The organism is Nitrospira defluvii, assembly GCF_905220995.1.
Classification (GTDB): Bacteria; Nitrospirota; Nitrospiria; order Nitrospirales; family Nitrospiraceae; genus Nitrospira_A; species Nitrospira_A defluvii_C.
Map to the genome: position 1 here is coordinate 17,014 of NZ_CAJNBJ010000019.1, position 16,990 is coordinate 34,003.

The 16,990-nt window shown below is 60.5% G+C and carries 15 protein-coding genes; 5 read left to right on the plus strand and 10 right to left on the minus strand.

The window, feature by feature from the left end:
- Positions 1 to 16 precede the first annotated feature (16 nt).
- The 3 genes from KJA79_RS20145 to KJA79_RS20155 all read right to left on the minus strand — a co-directional run bounded on the left by KJA79_RS20145 (position 17) and on the right by KJA79_RS20155 (position 2,896).
- On the minus strand, positions 17 to 1,225 hold the full coding sequence (locus tag KJA79_RS20145; RefSeq protein ID WP_213043891.1) for a threonine ammonia-lyase: 1,209 nt from the start codon (positions 1,223 to 1,225) through the stop codon (positions 17 to 19).
- A gap of 315 nt (positions 1,226 to 1,540) precedes the next feature.
- Entirely contained in the window at positions 1,541 to 1,936 is a 396-nt protein-coding gene (locus KJA79_RS20150; protein ID WP_213043892.1) for a hypothetical protein, read from the minus strand.
- Between the two features lie 54 nt (positions 1,937 to 1,990).
- Positions 1,991 to 2,896, minus strand: a complete 906-nt coding sequence (locus tag KJA79_RS20155) for a hypothetical protein (protein WP_213043893.1) — start codon at positions 2,894 to 2,896, stop codon at positions 1,991 to 1,993.
- Positions 2,897 to 3,053: 157 nt separating this feature from the next.
- On the opposite strand from KJA79_RS20155, the gene KJA79_RS20160 reads away from it, so the two are divergent.
- Positions 3,054 to 4,277 (plus strand): sensor histidine kinase, encoded by a 1,224-nt coding sequence (locus KJA79_RS20160; RefSeq protein WP_213043894.1) that lies wholly within the window; start codon positions 3,054 to 3,056, stop codon positions 4,275 to 4,277.
- Positions 4,278 to 4,471: 194 nt separating this feature from the next.
- On the opposite strand, the gene KJA79_RS20165 is transcribed toward KJA79_RS20160, so the two are convergent.
- Positions 4,472 to 4,777, minus strand: coding sequence for a hypothetical protein (locus tag KJA79_RS20165; RefSeq protein WP_213043895.1), 306 nt, complete (start codon positions 4,775 to 4,777; stop codon positions 4,472 to 4,474).
- A gap of 357 nt (positions 4,778 to 5,134) precedes the next feature.
- Here KJA79_RS20165 and KJA79_RS20170 point away from each other — a divergent pair, with 357 nt between their 5' ends.
- On the plus strand, positions 5,135 to 5,593 hold the full coding sequence (locus tag KJA79_RS20170; RefSeq protein ID WP_213043896.1) for a rhodanese-like domain-containing protein: 459 nt from the start codon (positions 5,135 to 5,137) through the stop codon (positions 5,591 to 5,593).
- A 68-nt stretch (positions 5,594 to 5,661) separates the two neighbouring features.
- Here the strand turns inward: KJA79_RS20170 and KJA79_RS20175 are convergent, their stop codons facing one another.
- A complete protein-coding gene (locus tag KJA79_RS20175) occupies positions 5,662 to 6,426 on the minus strand; it encodes a DUF1353 domain-containing protein (protein WP_213043897.1) in 765 nt (254 codons plus the stop codon).
- 475 nt (positions 6,427 to 6,901) lie between these two features.
- Entirely contained in the window at positions 6,902 to 7,180 is a 279-nt protein-coding gene (locus tag KJA79_RS20180) for a hypothetical protein (RefSeq protein ID WP_213043898.1), read from the minus strand.
- 260 nt (positions 7,181 to 7,440) lie between these two features.
- Here KJA79_RS20180 and KJA79_RS20185 point away from each other — a divergent pair, with 260 nt between their 5' ends.
- The 3 genes from KJA79_RS20185 to KJA79_RS20195 all read left to right on the plus strand — a co-directional run bounded on the left by KJA79_RS20185 (position 7,441) and on the right by KJA79_RS20195 (position 9,294).
- A complete protein-coding gene (locus KJA79_RS20185) occupies positions 7,441 to 7,629 on the plus strand; it encodes a hypothetical protein (RefSeq protein ID WP_213043899.1) in 189 nt (62 codons plus the stop codon).
- Positions 7,630 to 7,941: 312 nt separating this feature from the next.
- Positions 7,942 to 8,217, plus strand: coding sequence for a hypothetical protein (locus KJA79_RS20190; protein ID WP_213043900.1), 276 nt, complete (start codon positions 7,942 to 7,944; stop codon positions 8,215 to 8,217).
- Between the two features lie 9 nt (positions 8,218 to 8,226).
- Positions 8,227 to 9,294 carry a radical SAM protein gene (locus tag KJA79_RS20195; RefSeq protein ID WP_213043901.1) on the plus strand — a complete coding sequence of 356 codons (1,068 nt, stop codon included), beginning with the start codon at positions 8,227 to 8,229 and terminating at the stop codon, positions 9,292 to 9,294.
- 22 nt (positions 9,295 to 9,316) lie between these two features.
- Here KJA79_RS20195 and KJA79_RS20200 read toward each other — a convergent pair whose 3' ends face one another.
- The 4 genes from KJA79_RS20200 to KJA79_RS20215 all read right to left on the minus strand — a co-directional run bounded on the left by KJA79_RS20200 (position 9,317) and on the right by KJA79_RS20215 (position 16,959).
- Positions 9,317 to 10,504, minus strand: a complete 1,188-nt coding sequence (locus KJA79_RS20200; RefSeq protein ID WP_213043902.1) for an eCIS core domain-containing protein — start codon at positions 10,502 to 10,504, stop codon at positions 9,317 to 9,319.
- 45 nt (positions 10,505 to 10,549) lie between these two features.
- A complete protein-coding gene (locus KJA79_RS20205; RefSeq protein ID WP_213043903.1) occupies positions 10,550 to 13,060 on the minus strand; it encodes an eCIS core domain-containing protein in 2,511 nt (836 codons plus the stop codon).
- A gap of 30 nt (positions 13,061 to 13,090) precedes the next feature.
- Positions 13,091 to 13,411, minus strand: coding sequence for a hypothetical protein (locus KJA79_RS20210; RefSeq protein WP_213043904.1), 321 nt, complete (start codon positions 13,409 to 13,411; stop codon positions 13,091 to 13,093).
- Positions 13,412 to 13,641: 230 nt separating this feature from the next.
- Positions 13,642 to 16,959, minus strand: a complete 3,318-nt coding sequence (locus tag KJA79_RS20215; protein ID WP_213043905.1) for a DUF6519 domain-containing protein — start codon at positions 16,957 to 16,959, stop codon at positions 13,642 to 13,644.
- Positions 16,960 to 16,990: the final 31 nt, after the last annotated feature.

Genomic DNA, 16,990 nt, shown 5'->3' on the forward strand with positions numbered 1-16,990 from the left:
TGGTGTCGCTGGCTCGCTACTCGATCACGCTGAACTCATAACGGGAACCGCTCAACGCCGACAGCACCTCCGACGCATGTTCGCGACCGCGCGTTTCCATCGTCACGTCGAGTGCCGCCTCGTTCAGCCCGACCCCATAATGTGCCCGGTTGTAGGATGTCTCCACGATGTTCGCACTGACCTTGGCGATAACGGAGGTCAACCCCTCCAAGGAGCCGGGATAGTCTGGCAGGCGCACGCGCAAACGCAACCGTCTCCCGTCCCGGACCATGCCGCGTTCGATGATCCGGGCCAGCAAATTCACATCCAGATTGCCGCCGGATACGAGCACCGCAATATTCTTTCCCTGGTGTCCCGTCTTGGCTTGTAGCAGGGCCGCCAGCGCCACGGCTCCGGCCCCCTCCGCCACTGTCTTTTCCCCTTCGAGCAGCGTGAGGATGGCCGCGGCGATTTCATCCTCCTCCACCGTCACGAGCTGATCGACGTATTGCTGCACCAGCGGCACGGTGCGCACGCCGGCTGTGCGCACCGCGATCCCGTCCGCCAACGTCGGGCCTGCAGAGACTTCTACCGGGGTCCCGTGGCCCAGCGCGGCACTCATCGACGGCAGGCGCGCGGTCTGCACACCCACGACCTCCACCGCCGATGCCCCTTCTTTCACCGCGCACCCGAGACCACCGATCAACCCGCCGCCCCCGACCGGCACAACGATGACGTCCAAGGTCGGGTTCTGGCGCAGCAATTCCAGGCCGAGCGTCCCCTGCCCGGCAATGACCTCATCGTCGTCGAATGGATGGATAAACGTGGCCTGCCGCTCCCGACTCCTGTCCATCGCCGCCCGGCAGGCCTCATCATAATTGTCGCCGTACAAGACGACGTCTGCGCCGTGATTGCGCGTCGCGGAGAGTTTCACCAACGGGGTCGAACGCGGCATCCAGATCTGGACAGGAATACCCCGTTGCGTCGCATGATAGGCGACTCCCTGCGCATGGTTTCCGGCCGAGGCCGCAATCACGCCGCGACGGCGCTCCTCCTCGGTCATGGTGAGAATGCGATTGAGGGCGCCCCGCTCCTTAAAAGACCCGGTCATTTGAAGGTTTTCCAGCTTGAGGAAAATCGTATTGCCCGTGAGCCGCGACAAGGTCCTCGAATGCACCAACGGGGATTCATAGATCGACGGTCCGATGCGCGCGGCTGCCGCTTCGATCGCCTGCAGAGTCACCATGCGAGATCTCCTTCCGGTCTGCGAGTGTCGCTCACACAACACAAAGCCCCTGACGGGGTTCAATCCGCCAGGGGCCTCTGCCGCATAGATACGAGGTTCAATGCAGGAAGGCTCAGGCGAGGCCGACGATCATGATCGCCGCCGCCATGCTCATGCCAATGTCCTGCCTGTTGATGGTCATGTGCGCTCAAGAATGAAATGTGAAACTCACTGCAAGCCGGAGGATATACCAGGCACCTCGGGATGATCAAGCCGCCCACCAGCCTCTCATCACCCAGACACCATGGTGAGAAGGCCGGACACGGCAATGAGCCCCTATGCGAGAGCCGGGTCTGTCTCGGTCGGTTTGCGACGCCGCCTGGCAGCCACAAGCTGCGCACCAAGCAGACTCATTCCAAACGCCGCACCAAGCCAGGCGGGCCATCCCAATGACGTGAACCACCCGGAACTCGAAATCGTTGCGGGCCACAACCAGGCCACCCAGGGCAACGCCGACCCGACAAGCGACAACGCCGCGTGAATCGGAGGGAGCCGGAAGACCCAGGCGAGGAGCGCTCCTGATAGGGCATAAGCGGGAAGAAACAACAGCAGAAGGAAAAAGACACCGTTGAACAGGGCCGCAAACGACAGAAAAAACCAGAACAGCCCCGCCAGAAACCCCACGAAGATACCAACGCTCGTCCGCCTGCCTGTCTGGTGCGTTGTCTCCATAGTCCCAGTGTAGCCTGGGACAGCGAGGGCACCAAGGAGTTTCGCGTTCGGCAGCTATTTCCCCGGGGTCGGAGCCTGGGCCGCATGTTCAGCCCGTGCCTTCGACGCCTCGATCTCCGGCAGCGGCCGCCCGACCAGCCCTTGGAGGTAGGCCTTATCCACCGCTTCGAACAGGGTGTGCCGCGCAGCCCCATCCGGTCCCTCGACGGCCACCACCACATTGTGTACGGCGAGGCCGCCGCTACGGCGGGCGCTCGGCGCGCCGAATGTCGCCACTGTGGCGCTGGACTCCGGGAATCGTTCCACATTCATGGCCAGACGAACAACGAGTTCCTGAGGGTAGGATTCCAAGCGCTTGGCTTGCGCACGCAGCACGTCGGTGCGGGATTTCACCGCTGCGACATGGTCGGTGACGACCTTCTTCGCCGCGTCCTCCAGTTTCTTTCCCTCGACCATCGCACGATCCACCTGAGCCTGTTGCTCGGACGTGAAGGGAGGATCCTTCCGGCTGCGACGTGGCGCAGCGTCGTAGGCGGCCTTCATCTGGGCAAGCAACTGCTTGTACTCGGCATCTTTATCCGGCGGCAACTTTTCCGCATCCTCAATTTGTTTCTCGATGCCCTTGCGTTCGGCATACAGACGGTCGGCTTCCGCTTTGGGAAACTTGTACAGATATCCTCCGCCCACACTCACGGTAAACGCCCCCACCTGATCAGCCTGACAAAATGAGAGGCGCGTTGGCCGGGAGAAATCATATGGTCCACCGCGACGCTCGCTGTTCGGGATGGGTGACGGTAACGCAGCGGCCAAGGCTGCCTCCGCACGAGCCGCGAATGCCAATTCCCCCGGCGTGGCGTTTCGCACACCGTCCACACAATCCGCTCGCGCCGCATCCGGCATTCCACTCAACACCGAGATGACCATCAGGGCAAGGGCACAACCAGCACATATCGTCCGCATCGCAGTCCTCCACTGTGAGCGCCAACAGCAGCAGCCGGCGCAGATCCGGCCAGGCCGACCGGAAGTATAGGGGATGCACCAACGAAGTCAAGACAACGGCTCGCGTGAGCAGGGACGTCTTGAACGATGGTAGCGGTTTTACTAAGATCTCCCCATCATGCCGCTCTCCTCCCCTCCCCCACATGACAATCCCCAGGTGCAATTGCTCCGTCGCGAGCTGAGCAACGAGTTGATGGCCCGTCGGCAAGCAGAGACGGACATCGATCGTTTCTTCGACCTGTCGTTGGACATGCTCTGCATTGCCAACACCGAGGGCTATTTCATCCGGCTGAGTCCCGCCTTCAGCCGCACCTTAGGCTGGAGCCTCGAGGAATTGATGAGCCGACCGTTCCTCGATTTCGTCCATCCCGATGATCGAGCGAGCACGCTGCTCGAAGTCGAGCGCCAGATCGGCAGGGGCGAACCGGTCCTGGAATTTCAGAACCGTTATCAGCACCAGAACGGCTCCTGGCGGTTGCTGTCGTGGAAATCCTCGCCGCATACGGATGGAAGTCTGTACGCCATCGCGCGCGACGTCACCGACCGTGAGCAGGCCGCGCAGGCATTGCGACGATCTCACGAGGAGTTGGAGCATCGCGTGCAGGAGCGCACGGCAGAACTCCAGCAGCGCAATCGCGATTTGGAAACCCTGTTGTATGTCAGCTCGCACGATTTGCGTGAACCTCTGCGATCGATCTCCAACTTCTCCCAATTGGTCCGCGAGCGGTATGGAGACCGCCTCGATGCGAAGGGGATCGATTACATCGATCGCGTCATTCGGGCTGCGCAGCGGATGGATCAGCTGATGGAGGATCTGCTTACGTTGTCCAGGGCGCAACGTTTAGAGATGCCTTATGAAGAAGTCCGCGGCGACGACTTGGTCCGGGCGGCCTTGACTCAACTGGATGAGACGATTCGGCGGACGGGCGCGCACGTCCGCGTGGCCGCCGAATTTCCCTCGTTTCGTGTCAACAAAACCTGGGTCACGCAAGCGCTGTACAATCTGATCGCCAACGCGCTCAAATTTCATCAGCCTGGAGCGGTCCCTGAAATCGACTTGGCTCCCTACTGGCTGATGGAGGACGCAACCCCCAAGGTAGGTCTGGTCGTCCGCGACCGTGGAACCGGGATTCACCCGGACCACGCCCAACGGATCTTCCAATTATTTCAACGGGCGGTGGGACGCGAGGTGAGCGGCACCGGCGCGGGGCTGGCCATCGTCCAGCAAGTTGCGCAACGGCACGGCGGACGAGCCTGGGTGCAACCGCGGGAAGGCGGCGGATCTGAATTTGTGCTGCTGTTCGGAAGCCAATCGATCATCGACCCCAGGCCTGCGACTTAGCCCGCATGATTCATGACGGTTCGTCGCGAAATTGCCGAGTCACGTGGCGAAACCGGCGCGCGGAGCCGAAAGGGCTCGACGCGTACTCGCGCAGTACGGTGAGGGGCCGAGGGGCGAGCCCGCCGGCCGAAGGCTCGTCGCAGCAGTAAATCGGCGAGTGCAGCAGAAGCGCTCATAAATCATGCGGGCTGGATTCACCCCCGCCCTTCAATCTCCTGACATCGCGTCCACGGATGTGACACAGCGCCCGCAACCGCACCCACCATGGCAAACGGCATCGCTACCACAAACAACGGCACCCCGATGCCATATCCAGCCCATTGCAAGACCACACTGCCGCGTTTCTGTCCGGCCGTAACCATCTGTTCTGCCGGATACAGCGGAAAGGTGCCATATTCGCTTCCCAAACTGGCACTCTCCCCGACGGTCCGGCATCGTGCCTCGCTGCCTGCCGGCACCAACACTGCCAGGCACAGACCGAACACGAATACTTTCGTCATCTTTTCCTCCACGAATCATCGAGCAGCGTGTTCCCTGCCTATCATCAGGACACCAGCACATCGCATGCCACTCCCCGTATCGATAAAGGCGACGCCGGCTCGTGGTGATTGCAGGCCAAGACGCGAATCCTTGTTGAATCACTTGCCCTTCTCACTTGAGAAAATGAGCGGTTTCGCTCGCCACGCACCGTGCGGAAACGACAGATCATCATTCCGTCCGCATTGGACGTTTGCTGACGACTGCTCCATTGCATCCCGCAATCCGTAGCTTGAGCCTCTCTCACCAGTGGCGTAGAGTAACGACCAGAGTCGGGCTCCTCCCCTTCACCGCGTTCTGACCATGAAAAGGATCACGCCATGCATCGTCGGACCATCTTCGCCCTGATCGCTGGTGCCACTGTCTTGTTGCCGTTCTCGCCTGGAGCCTTCGCGGAAACCCCTCCCCCTGCCGTCATGCAAAAGGTTCACGCCGCGCAACAGCAGGTGAGCACGATCGGGATGGAAGACTATCGGAAGGTTGTGGACAGTCCCGGCGAGGCCCTCATCATCGATGTGCGCGAACCGCACGAATATGCTGCTGGTCACGTGCCCGGCGCCGTGAACATTCCCCGAGGCGTACTCGAATTCAAGATTTGGTCACATGTCGGGTCGTCGGCCGCGCCGCAGACGGCGAAACGCCTCTACCTCCAGTGTCAAAACGGGAACCGTGCATCCCTCGCGGCCCAATCCCTTTCGGAACTTGGATTCACGCAGACGACGGCCGTGCTCATGAACCTCGACGAGTGGCAAAAATCCGGGCAGCCGTTCGTCAAGTAACGGTCGGCCTGACGAGCACACACCGACCTGGCGTATCAGATGCGGCGACCTGCCGCCCAGGCCTCCGGTTAGCCCTCCCGCCAGGACGACTGACCGAACGCTCGCACGGCCAGATACGCCACGTTCCGTTTCCAGTAGGAAATGTTCGATCTCGTCATCAATTCCAGAAAGAGATCATCGGCATCTTTCCGCTCGAATCTTCTACCGGCCGGCTCGACCTCACCGTGGGGCAATACCACCAGGCCCCCGCATCGATAGATGACATCGTGCATGATCGGCCCGATCAACGACAGGTCGTGAAACGCGATGATGACCCAGAAGAGACGAGGAATGCTGGCCAAATCACTCCTGAACCCACGCTTGGCCGTGATGCTCCACCCATCCAACGCGGCATAGCGACAATCTTCCAAGAGAATCCAATCGGGCTCCTCGTAGGTGACCGCCGGTTGAGGCAACGCCGATCGCAGCGGTGCTGCAGCTGGCGGCGTTGATCGTGCGATCGCACGCCTGACCTGCCCCTGCACGTCGGCCGCCGAGATGTTTCGATCGGCCTCACCGAGATCGAAGGAATAGGTGTTCGTCATTGTCGCCACCAGAGTCTTGTTGTCCGACAGTGAAGGCGAATGACCTGTCGAGGATGGCGCAGCGGGAACCGGGCGTTCGATCACCTTTTCACGACTCACCAGCAAGGCCAGCGTACGGCCCCCGTCGTTCAGATTGAGCGTGACCGTCTTGCCCTGTGTAATCTGCTCCTCGATTGTTGCGAACTGGGCGATGAGTTCCGTCAGATAGCTGTTGGCATGAGTGAATTGCACATGGACCATGTCAGGCATGGCGATCTCCTTGGATGTGGCCGGGGAAGCGGAGCCCGCATCATGCCTCACTGACGCCTGATCCTCAAGCCGTTACCCTGCCGATTCGACAGCCGACGAAACGGTAGGGCGTATATTCCCCCGCTTTACCCCGCACCTGCTCCTCACACCTCATACACTGGTCCTGAGAGACAGGACGTGCGCCATTCACACGAACGAAGGGGACAAGCGCCAACACCAGTCGATGGAGGTGTGACGATAGATGGAACAGGGCGCTCAAGCAGCTTGAAGCCGCGATGGGAACGCGACCGCGTGGAGAGAGGAACGATGAGGCGGGATGTGAGGAACGGTTGTGTCGCCGGAGACAAACGACTCAGCGGGTAGAAACAGCGTACAGGCCGCCTTCGCCATGGACGCGAACGCGGCCCGCAGAGGCACGGTGACTCCGGCGCCCACAGCCGGGCCGCCGGCGCGACCCTGTTTTGCTGAGCGCAGCCTATGGCGTGGCGATGATCGGAATTTCCCGCGCAGACTCATCCCGGAATTGTTGCATTTTTCGGTGAACCGCATCGAGGATTTCGGGATTGTGCCGGCATTCCTCACTGCAGGTTTCTCCCACATGCAGAATGGAACATTCCTCCCGCACCGTGACCTTGCCTTGCACGCCATTCATCTCAAACTGCACCTTCACCGGCTCATTGTGCAAGGGACAGGTCGTATCGGTCACGATCACGTCTTTGACGGTATTCGGATGTTTTGCAAACAGGTCGGCCATACGCACTCCTTACTGTGTAACGGATAATTGGTAAGACACACGCTTCACCATCACTCTAGCAGGAAGGGCGGTAGGCACAAGTTTCTCTCGCATTTGTACCATGAGGCCTTTTCCTACGTGAACGCATCGAGCACCACCGACGCAACATCCGTCACTCATATTTCCAACCTTTACTCACGCACAGGCGCGACCTGAGGTATGCTCGCGGTACGGAGAAAATCGGCGAGCCACGACCATTCCCTCAACAAGGAGAATGTCCCATGCGATTTGTCAAAGTGAAGGACGAAGAACGTGCAGGTGAGGTCGCGATCAATCTCGATCTGGTTCGGGAAGCACATTATGGCGGAGGCCTGCTGCATCTGTATTTCGAGCGCAGTTCCGCATCGCAGGACGACGTGACGTTCACCGGAGAAAACGCTCAAAAGATTTGGGCCGCCATGGGCTCCTGACCACTCACCCTGCCGAACCCTTCATCCGACTGAACATGCAGGCTGGCCTGTTCCCGCCTACCTGCCCATCTTCCCGGCTCAGGCCATCCTTGCCGGACACGACGGCGCGAAAGACTTGTCTACGTACCCTCGGAGATCCCTTCACGCGCTGCAGCGGTGCCAGCGGTGCGGACCCGACCGCAATCAACACTCACCCGCATGATGAGGACGCATGAGGCTTGTCGTTTTTGGCGAGAAGTTGTATGGTGCGCTCATCTCATCACAACGTGCTTCGCAACGAGCACGGCCACTACAACACAAAGGAGGGCTTCAATGGCGAAACAACCCAGTGGGCGCGGGTCCGTAAAGTTGAGCGCAGCAGCAAGCACGATCAAGAAGCGGCTGAAGGGCGTCAAGGTGATCGACTGGCACGAAGTCGGCACGCCTCATCCGGAAGTGGTAATCGGAACGGTGCAGACCGGCGTGGCGAACTTCAAGGCAAACTTGGGAACCTTGTCGAAATTGAAGGAGCTTCGGGACCTCCATATCCTGATCAACGGCACTCCGCGTCCGGACCTCGCACAAATCAAGTTCACGCTGCGGGGCTAATCACCTGCCATGCAAGGACCGGCCGGCCAATACCCGACGTTACAGGTTCATCCGGGCAGACGCTGCAACCTGCAATGCTTGCATTGTTATTCGGATTCGGGACCGGCAGTGTCCGAGCAGTTGGAGATCGAACTGCTGCAGGCAGCCGTCGCCGACGCGGCCTCCATCGGCTATCGGGTCATGTCGGTGTCAGGCGGAGAGCCGCTGTTGTATCCGGCGTTGGGGCAGCTGCTGCGCGCAGCCCATGCCGCGGGGCTCGTGACGACCGTCACGACGAACGGCATGCTCCTCGATCAACGTCAGCTGGACGTCTTACAGGCTGATTGCGACCTTGTCGCAATCAGCCTCGACGGCATCCCGGAATCCCACAACTTCATGCGCAATTCGTCGCGCTCATTTGATGAGATGTGCGCTCGCCTCCCTGCGCTACGCGCCTCAGGCATTCCCTTCGGATTTATTTTCACACTGACGTTTCACAACGTGCACGAGCTGGACTGGGTCGCTCAATTCGCCTTCGAGCAGGGAGCCTCGTTGCTCCAACTTCATCCCCTGGAACCGATCGGCCGGGCCACGTGCAGATTGGGTGACTCCTATCCGGACGGCGAAGAAAACGCAGCAGCTCTCTGCGAAGCAGGACGCATCCGCGAACTGTACGAGGGAGACCTCGACGTGCAGATCGATCTCGCGACGGTGCCGGCCATGCTGGAACACCCGACACGCGTGTTTGTACGAGAAGCGACGTTGTGCGGAGCACAGACCGTGGCCGATGTCATCGCGCCGTTGGTTATCGAGACCAGCGGGCTCGTCTCACCCATGCAGTATGGATTTCCTCGCGCCTGGGCCTGGGGAAACATCAAGGACCGATCGTTACCGGACCTGGCCGCAGACTGGATCACGCGCGACTATGCCGCCTTCCTGACGCTTTGCCGCCTCGTCTATGAACAGGCGGTGCGCAAGGACAACGAACCGGTACTGAATTGGTACGAACAGGTCTATGCCGCAGCTTCTCAATTTGCTCCCGCACAGGTACGCGAGCAACTCATGCACACCTGCTCATCCGACAGCCCCGCTCGATAACAGGCGGGTCACGCCTCGCGCTTCACAGCGCCCACCTCGGAAGATCGCCGCAGTGTCTCCCTTGCCACTCACCGCCTACGTATTCTTTCAACACGATGCCGGCGAATCGCTCCATTTGCCCGGGCGTCTTGGTATCGGCGGGATCCTGTTCGTTCACAAAGCTCTCTTGCGCCGAGTCCCACCGGTACACCTTAGTCTCCTTCCCTGTCTCATTCGGGACGACATGAATCGAATTGCACTGGTCATCGTAGTGGATCTTGTTCGTGTTGCCCCACATGCCCTGGGTATGGTCGACGATGTGCGGCGGCGGCAACGACGTCGACGAAGGCGGACGACCGGGAACGACCGCCGAGGCCGGCTCTCCCTTGACCGTGTCGATCCCTTCCACATTCAAGGTCTCCTCCCGCCCGCACATGTTCATCACGGTCATGTCGGAGGTCGTGATCTCCAGAATTCTCCAGTGATTGGCTAACCAGAAGTCATGGCGCTTCTGGTCGCCGTACTCACAGTCCGGCTTACCTTCCAGCTGATGGTCCGCGCGAAAGATACCCGTGAGGTTCCTGTTCTTCCGATCATGTACCTGCGCAAAACAACATTCCGGACGCTGCGGACAATGAATCGCCCCGAGCAGGAAGAGATCCGCCACGCGGGTGTCGCAATCCGGTTCTGGTAATCCTGAGGCCGCTGATACTTCTTGTGCGCCGTTCGACGGCTCCAGCCCGGCACGTTGCAACAGGCCCGACTGCCCCGAACTCCCGAAGGCCTTGTCCTGTTGCACCACATGAGCCAATTCATGACTCAGCAGCGGAAAGTTGTCCCTACTCTTGAGACCGGCCGCGGAAGATCCCAGCACGACCTCATGGCCGACCGTGTAGGCCCTGGCTCGAACCGCTTCAGCCGACGCAGCCGCCCGCCCATCACGATGCACGCGCACCTTCCCAAAGTCATGTCCAAACCGCGATTCCATCTCCCCACGGAATCCTGGTTCCAACGGCTCTCCCGGCGAAGCGAGCACGTCATAGACCAGGGGTGGAATCGTGCCGGTCCAGGCATGGGGCAGTGACTTCCCGTTCTGTCGGGCACGACAATCCTGACAGGTGTTGCCGCAGGAGCAGGACCGGTCACCCTGCCGCCCGTCCGACAATACCGCACTTCTGCTGGAGGAACTCCCGGAAGGACGTGATTGGGCCTGCAGCCTTCGTGTCATCATTGACCTCCTGTCGGTCCCCACACATCGACGCGCTCCACAGGATCGCTACTGCATGAAACTGAATTGCTCGGCATACCACCTCAGATATGTACCCTTCGAGTTTTCCTGCTGCATGAGTTTGATGCGTTCTTGCACCAAGCCTGCCTCGTCAAGTCGATCGTACTCACGGAGTTGATCATCCGTGACATCGTGAAGTCTCTCAAAAGTCAGTCTGTCCTCGCCTTCGATCTCAACGAAATACCGTTCGATGGTGGCATCATACCCGTACTTCACGGAATTCCAGCTCCCCTCGGGCGTCTGGAAATGAATCCACTTTCTGACGCCACCGACAAGCTTTCCGAGCCGAATTGTGTCCTCTTCAGCCGCTTCGAGGTCCGCAAGCGAGGGATGGCGATACCCAGGTTCATTCGCCACCCCAGGGTGCACATGGGAGATGGTCAACCACCGGACTTCCGGCGTATTTCCCGGATAGATCACGCCTTTTCTTGAGCCGACCACAACCGCATACGTCCCTGCCGGATACTCACCCGTTCCAGTAATCGCCTTGAGTATCGCCACCTCAACTTCATCCGCACCGCGATTCGCGGCCCATGCCGTATAACGTTCCAGCAGTGATTCTCTATCGGCAGCCTTCGCTACGATCGTTCCTGGTGACACTGGACCAAGCATCGGTACCAGCGCGGTGCAGTTAGTTGGCCCATCCGAGAACCGGCACCAGGCGCCATTGGACTGCTCTCTCCACTGGTGGCCGTTGCCCAGATCCACCTCATTGACATATTTTCCATCGCTCCCGCTGATGGGCAGCTTCGTCGAACGTTTCACGATGGCCAGTTCCTGATCGGCCAAGTCCTGCGGGAGGGCATCGGGGAACTCAAGCTGATTGCCGGTTCTCGCCAACAGCGCCTGCTCCTCGCGCGTGAGGTTGGGCAGCCCCTGAGGGAGTCGTGCTGCGACCGAGGGACTTGAGTTGGTGGAGGCATCCGGAACTGCAACATGACCCCGTGCCTTATCGGGAAGCCGCGTCGCTGAAGGTGCGGGTGTGTCGGGCAGATCAGGAAAGACCAGCGCGAAATCGCGGACCATCCCGGCCACACGAGGAACCTGCTTCATCGCAGCCAGCGACTTTTGCAGCATTGCCACGGGACCGATTTCAATGCCGACCAACGCGAGCAGGAGCTCGATAATCGTCGGACCAATCAACTTGCCGACCTCATAGGCGAATATCGGCAGGCTCTGCTGCAGAAGGTGATCAAGGGCAGCCGCCTGGCTTCGCCCGAACTCCTCCCCCAACGAAGCGGCCAATTCCTCCCCGTCCGGATCGCTCAGCACCAGAATCGTCTCGCGCGCCGCCGCTTCGATCGCCACCCACTGTTGGGGATTCAGCAATTGCACCAGCTCAAGCATTTCATCGACCAGTCCACGAACGGCGCCGATGGCAAACGGGGTCGGGAAAACCATATTGAGGGCGGCCATGCGCCGAAGCCTGGCCGCCAAGGCTGCAACATTCGCCCCCTCCAGCCCCACGAGCATGCCGTTCACAAAGGCCGACGCGTTCTGAACCTTCGACACCAAGGGATCTTCGAATTCGCCACCGGTATGGGAAAACAACTTCCCGGCCCCGGGCGGTGACAGAACCTCGCCGTCCTCCGTCACAAATGCCTCGACTTCCGCCCGGCCTTGCACGTTGGAGACGGAATAGTTGCCTCGCTCGTTCGTTCCCTCGTGAAAGAGGGTCTCGGCGTTGGTGAATCGGGAATAGCGGCCGGAGAGCCCTTCCCATGTCAATCGATAGAGCCAGAGCCTGTCGTATTCATGCAGGATCACGATCGGCTCGCGCCGCGCGATGGCCTCCACAATCGCGTGGCTGCGTTGTGTGGCAGGCACATTCACGGCCAGCCGCTCACGCGCGATCAAACTCGCCGGCCACGAACTTCCCCAGGTACCCACCTCTTGGCCCGCAAAGAGCGGTGGGCGATCCGCGAGAAACTCTTCGGAATCCGGCTCCTCCTCGTCGGTGTAAAATAGCGGCGCCACGGCAGAGCGGGCTTGCACCGGCAGAGCAACACCAGCCTGAAAGCCGGCGGCAGCCAGGCCGGCTTCCTGCTCCGCCTCATGGCGGGACGATGGCTCCGTGCGCCCATCGACCGAAGGAGAAGCTGCACGGCGATACTGCAGGATGTGCGCGATCTCATGGGCCACGACAGGCGGAGAGGGTTGAGGAGAGGCAAAGACCAGAGTCTCAGGCCAGGCAGCGGCACGGGCCCCGGAGTCTGTCAGGAGCGCGGATGCGCCGCAGTAGGCCCGCACCGCGGACAGATCGACGGCGAAGGCTCGCTCCATGCCGGCCCGGTAAGGCACCGGGCCTGGCGCTACGCTTGGATAAATGGTGAATCGGCTTGGGTGGTGAGTCAGCTGAGGGAAACCGGGGCCGGACTCCAGCGCCCCTGCGTCCGCAGTCTCGTCGAGCGCAGAGTTAGGGAACGCTGCACTCCGACGCAGCGTCGATGCGCCTTCCTGTTGCCCAGCCGCTGCTCTGGCCTGATTGACCCGCTCCATCGAGGTCTCATATGCGGGCGGCCACAGCCGCTATTTGCCCCGCCCCTTCCCCCGAGTCGGGCGCGGAGGCGTCGGTTGCTCACCGAAGCGCTTCTTGTCTTCCTCGATGAGTTTTTCCAAGGCGGAAATCTCCGCCTGATACCCGGACAGCTGTTGATCGATCTGGCGTGTGAACGAGGCTTTCACCTCCGCAAGGTTGGACATCCTCGTCTTTAATTCTGCCACCGTCGCCTCCCTGGCCGCTATCGTCGCGGTCTGGGTCGGCGGCTTCTTAAATGCCGCCTCCAGGGACGCCCTGGCCTCGCCGATCACCTTTGCCTGTTCCGCCACCATCTGATTTAAAGTCGCCATCGCTGCTCTCCTTTACACACGTCGTAGATTGCGGAAAATCTCGTTTATTGCATCATAGCTTGCACTGAGGACCGCGTGCCGCCTCGCGTCAACATACCTCGAAGGATGTGCAAAATGGCCGTCCAGCAAGGCCGCAGTCAGTGAAGACCCGACGCGTACCCTTGCAGTACGTTGAGAGTCTGAACGCAACGAGAACACCGCCGGCGGTCCTTTTCTGCATCCTGCCATCCCTAGGGTCGATTGAAGCCGGAGACCGGGGATGGAATTCCTCCGAAGTTCACCGGGTTGGCTTGAGCCAGGTTGCCCATGTAGACCGCCTCCTTCATGCCGTGGAAATCCACGGACGGGATCGGCACATTGGTCTTGATGTGATTGCCCATCACGATCGCGCTTCGGGCTGAGAGAGACACGGTTGCGGTCCCCTGGGCGGCTACGCTGGCGTGCCAACAGAAATTATTGCTGAAGAAGAGCCGCTCGAAGCGGCGGAACAACGTGTCGCTCACATTTTGCTGAGCGATTTCAACTAACGCCGTTCGACCAGGCCCGAGAAATTTATTATCGAGAATCTGCGCGCTGAATCCGAACACCACCTGGCCTGCCCCGAATGTGATCACCTGTTCCAGCCAGCCACGCATCCAGAGCGCGCGGTGCTCCTGATTGGCATCCAAGAGGGCGGCGTTTGCATAAGTGACCAGGTTGCTCTGCACTCTCGCCTCAAGAATGAGATCCGCAATGATGCCCCAGGACAAGGCACTGATGGTCGTATTGTCCGGCGAGACCCCGGTATTCATCACCTCACAGGACTCCACACACAATTCCCCGAGCTGCACGGAGGCCCCGATGCCGATGGATGGAGCTTGCTGGTAGCCACAGTTCAAGACTCGATTCTCTGTCAGCGCACATTTGGCAAACCCGACCAGGCTGAGAATACCCCAATGCCGCATGTCTTCGACGCGATTCTGGCTGCACGTGAACGACGTATGAAAGACCGCGGTGATCCCGCCGACGCCCCGCACCAGGCTGTTGTCGGCCAGCACGTTCGCCGTCCCGCCGCTGGCCGCGATGGGCCAGGCGGTGTTGGTGACCCGATTTCCCTGCGCCCGAACCCGACTCGAAAACGCCAACAGAATGCCGAATCGCACCTCCTGTCCCTCGCTGCCCACCGTATTGTCGAGCACTTCGGCTCCCTCATTGCCGATCACCACGATGCCGTCCTGCACACCGAAGGCCAAGTTGCCCGACACTCTCCCTCCGAGAGATCCGAGACTGCCGTTTGCGCCCAGCCTGGCCAACAGCAGCGCAATCGGCCGAACCGAGCCTGCCTCTTTCAACAAGGAGCGGAGTTGATTGCGTTCGACGACCGCATCCCTGCCGCTGACGGAAATGCCGCCGTATTCCGGGGAATTGTAGAGGAGAATGTTGTCGCTGATGACACAGCCATCGGCAGCCACATCAATGCCGAACGCCTTCAACGTCCCCGGATCCACCTCTGCCCCCAGCCGCACGATATAGTTCCCGGCAATGGTGGAACCGGCGGCCAGCGAAAACGGGGTGCCGGTCAGAGCTCCATTGTTCAGCACAATGCCAAAAACAAACCCCAGAAGGCGATTGTCCTCGATGCGCGCCGGAAAGGACAGGTCTTGAAGGAGAAGCCCTACCAGACCTCCGTCGCTCTTCCGTTTGTTTGCGGCATCGAAACTGTTGCCGACGATGACGAGGCCCGTCGTATCGGCGAGCGTCCAGACTCCGTAGTGCACATTGTCGACGACACAACCAGTCACGCGCACATCGGTGCTGCGGCTGATGACCACACCGGCGATCTGCGTCGACACCTCCGCATGCACCAGGCACCGCTCGAGCGTGGCGTCACGGCAACGATCCATCGCCACCATGGCCTGCAGGCCCTGCCCCTGCTGCCCCTTGTTTTCCAGCATCAAGGACACCCCGGAGACGGTCACATGCTCCACCAGCAGCCCGTTGGGATGCCCGATGTGAAGGAGCTCTGTTCCGTTCTTCCGCAAGACGCGAGCGCCAGCGGTTTCCCCGTGCAACGACACGTTGGACTGTTCAATTCGGATCGGCGCCTCAATTTCGTGCTCGCCGACTTTGAGACAGACACATCCGCCTTCCTCCGGCAACGAATCGATTGCCGCTTGGATATCCTCACCAGGACGCACCACGACCGTGCAACAGCCGGGAGTCAACTCCGTGAGCGGAGGAAACACCGTCCGGCAGTCGTGAATTTGGCCGTCGGCTTCGATGATCGCGAGATGGCAGTAATGATGATAGAGACCGAGGGGCGGCGCCAGATCGAGTCGCTCGATATCGGCATCCGCGGTCCTGGCCGCGAAGCACCAATAGTCGCCGCTCTGCGCGGTCCCTCCCGTCTGCACCGTCAACGTGGCTTGCACCCCGTACTCCAACACAAAGCTGGGATTGGCCGCGGACAGTTCGATCAATCCGTCGGTCGTGAGGTCCAGGTTCACCAATTGCGAGCCATCCGGTTTTCGCACGATTCCGGATTGATCCCACCGGATCACGCGCAAGTGTTTGGTTGCGTCCGGCACGCCTTGGGGGAAATCGGCGATCGGCAACGCAGGGGTAAACGTCAACGTCTTGTTGGTGTCATCCACCGTCACCTTGCGCATCTCACCGGGCAGACCGGCGAATTCGCGCGTATCACTCGTGAATTCCACCCAATCTCCGGTCTTAAAGCGGAGCACGTTATCACGCCCCAGGCTTTCCACACGCACGGTCGTCCGGCCGGCAAGGATTTCAACAATGGTTGTGGCGACATGCGCATTCTCTCGCGACCACTTCACCTTCGCGGTCGTGTTCGTCGCACTGTGTACCTCGACTCGGTACAGATGATTCTCCAAGCCGCGATAGCCACCGGTCGGCGGCACGAGGCAGAGATCCGGCTCTGTCGTCACCGCCACCGTCGTGGTGGTCAAGCGAGCGGAGGAGGGACGGTTTCCTGCAGGCCAACCGGGAATGTCCGTCAGTGGGGTCTCACAGTTCACCTCCGCCGGGATGCCGCCCAGAATCCTCACCTGCCAGGCGGTCTGGTCCCTGGTCGTTGTATCAACGTTCACGGCCGGCTCGATGAGGTCCGGCGCCTGCAGATACGTCACTTCCCTTCGCCAGACATCCAGGTAGACGAGCGACCGCACCTGGGGAGGAATCGTCACCGGGCCGCCGAAGGGCTGATCCTTCACCAACAGTGCCGCCGTGCCGTACTGCTCTTCGATCGTGGCGTCGAGCGCCGGCGCAGTCCCGTGGTTCTCGGCTACGTACCCATCGACGTACATCCGCCCTTGTCCGACGGTCAGTTCTCCGCCGGTGACGCCGATCTTGAATCCCTCCGGCGTCTCGGCCGGCACCCCGCAACGCCCCACCACATCGATGGTCTCCGCACGCCAACGGCGATCCTGAAGATCCACATACTCATTCCAATCGGCATCAAGGTCCACTCGTCCCTGCTGCCGCAGCACGCCCTGGTAATGTTTCTCAGGGTTGAATCGTTTCCGGCTGTAATCGCCACTCATGTGCGCTCTCCCAATGATTAAAACGGTTCAT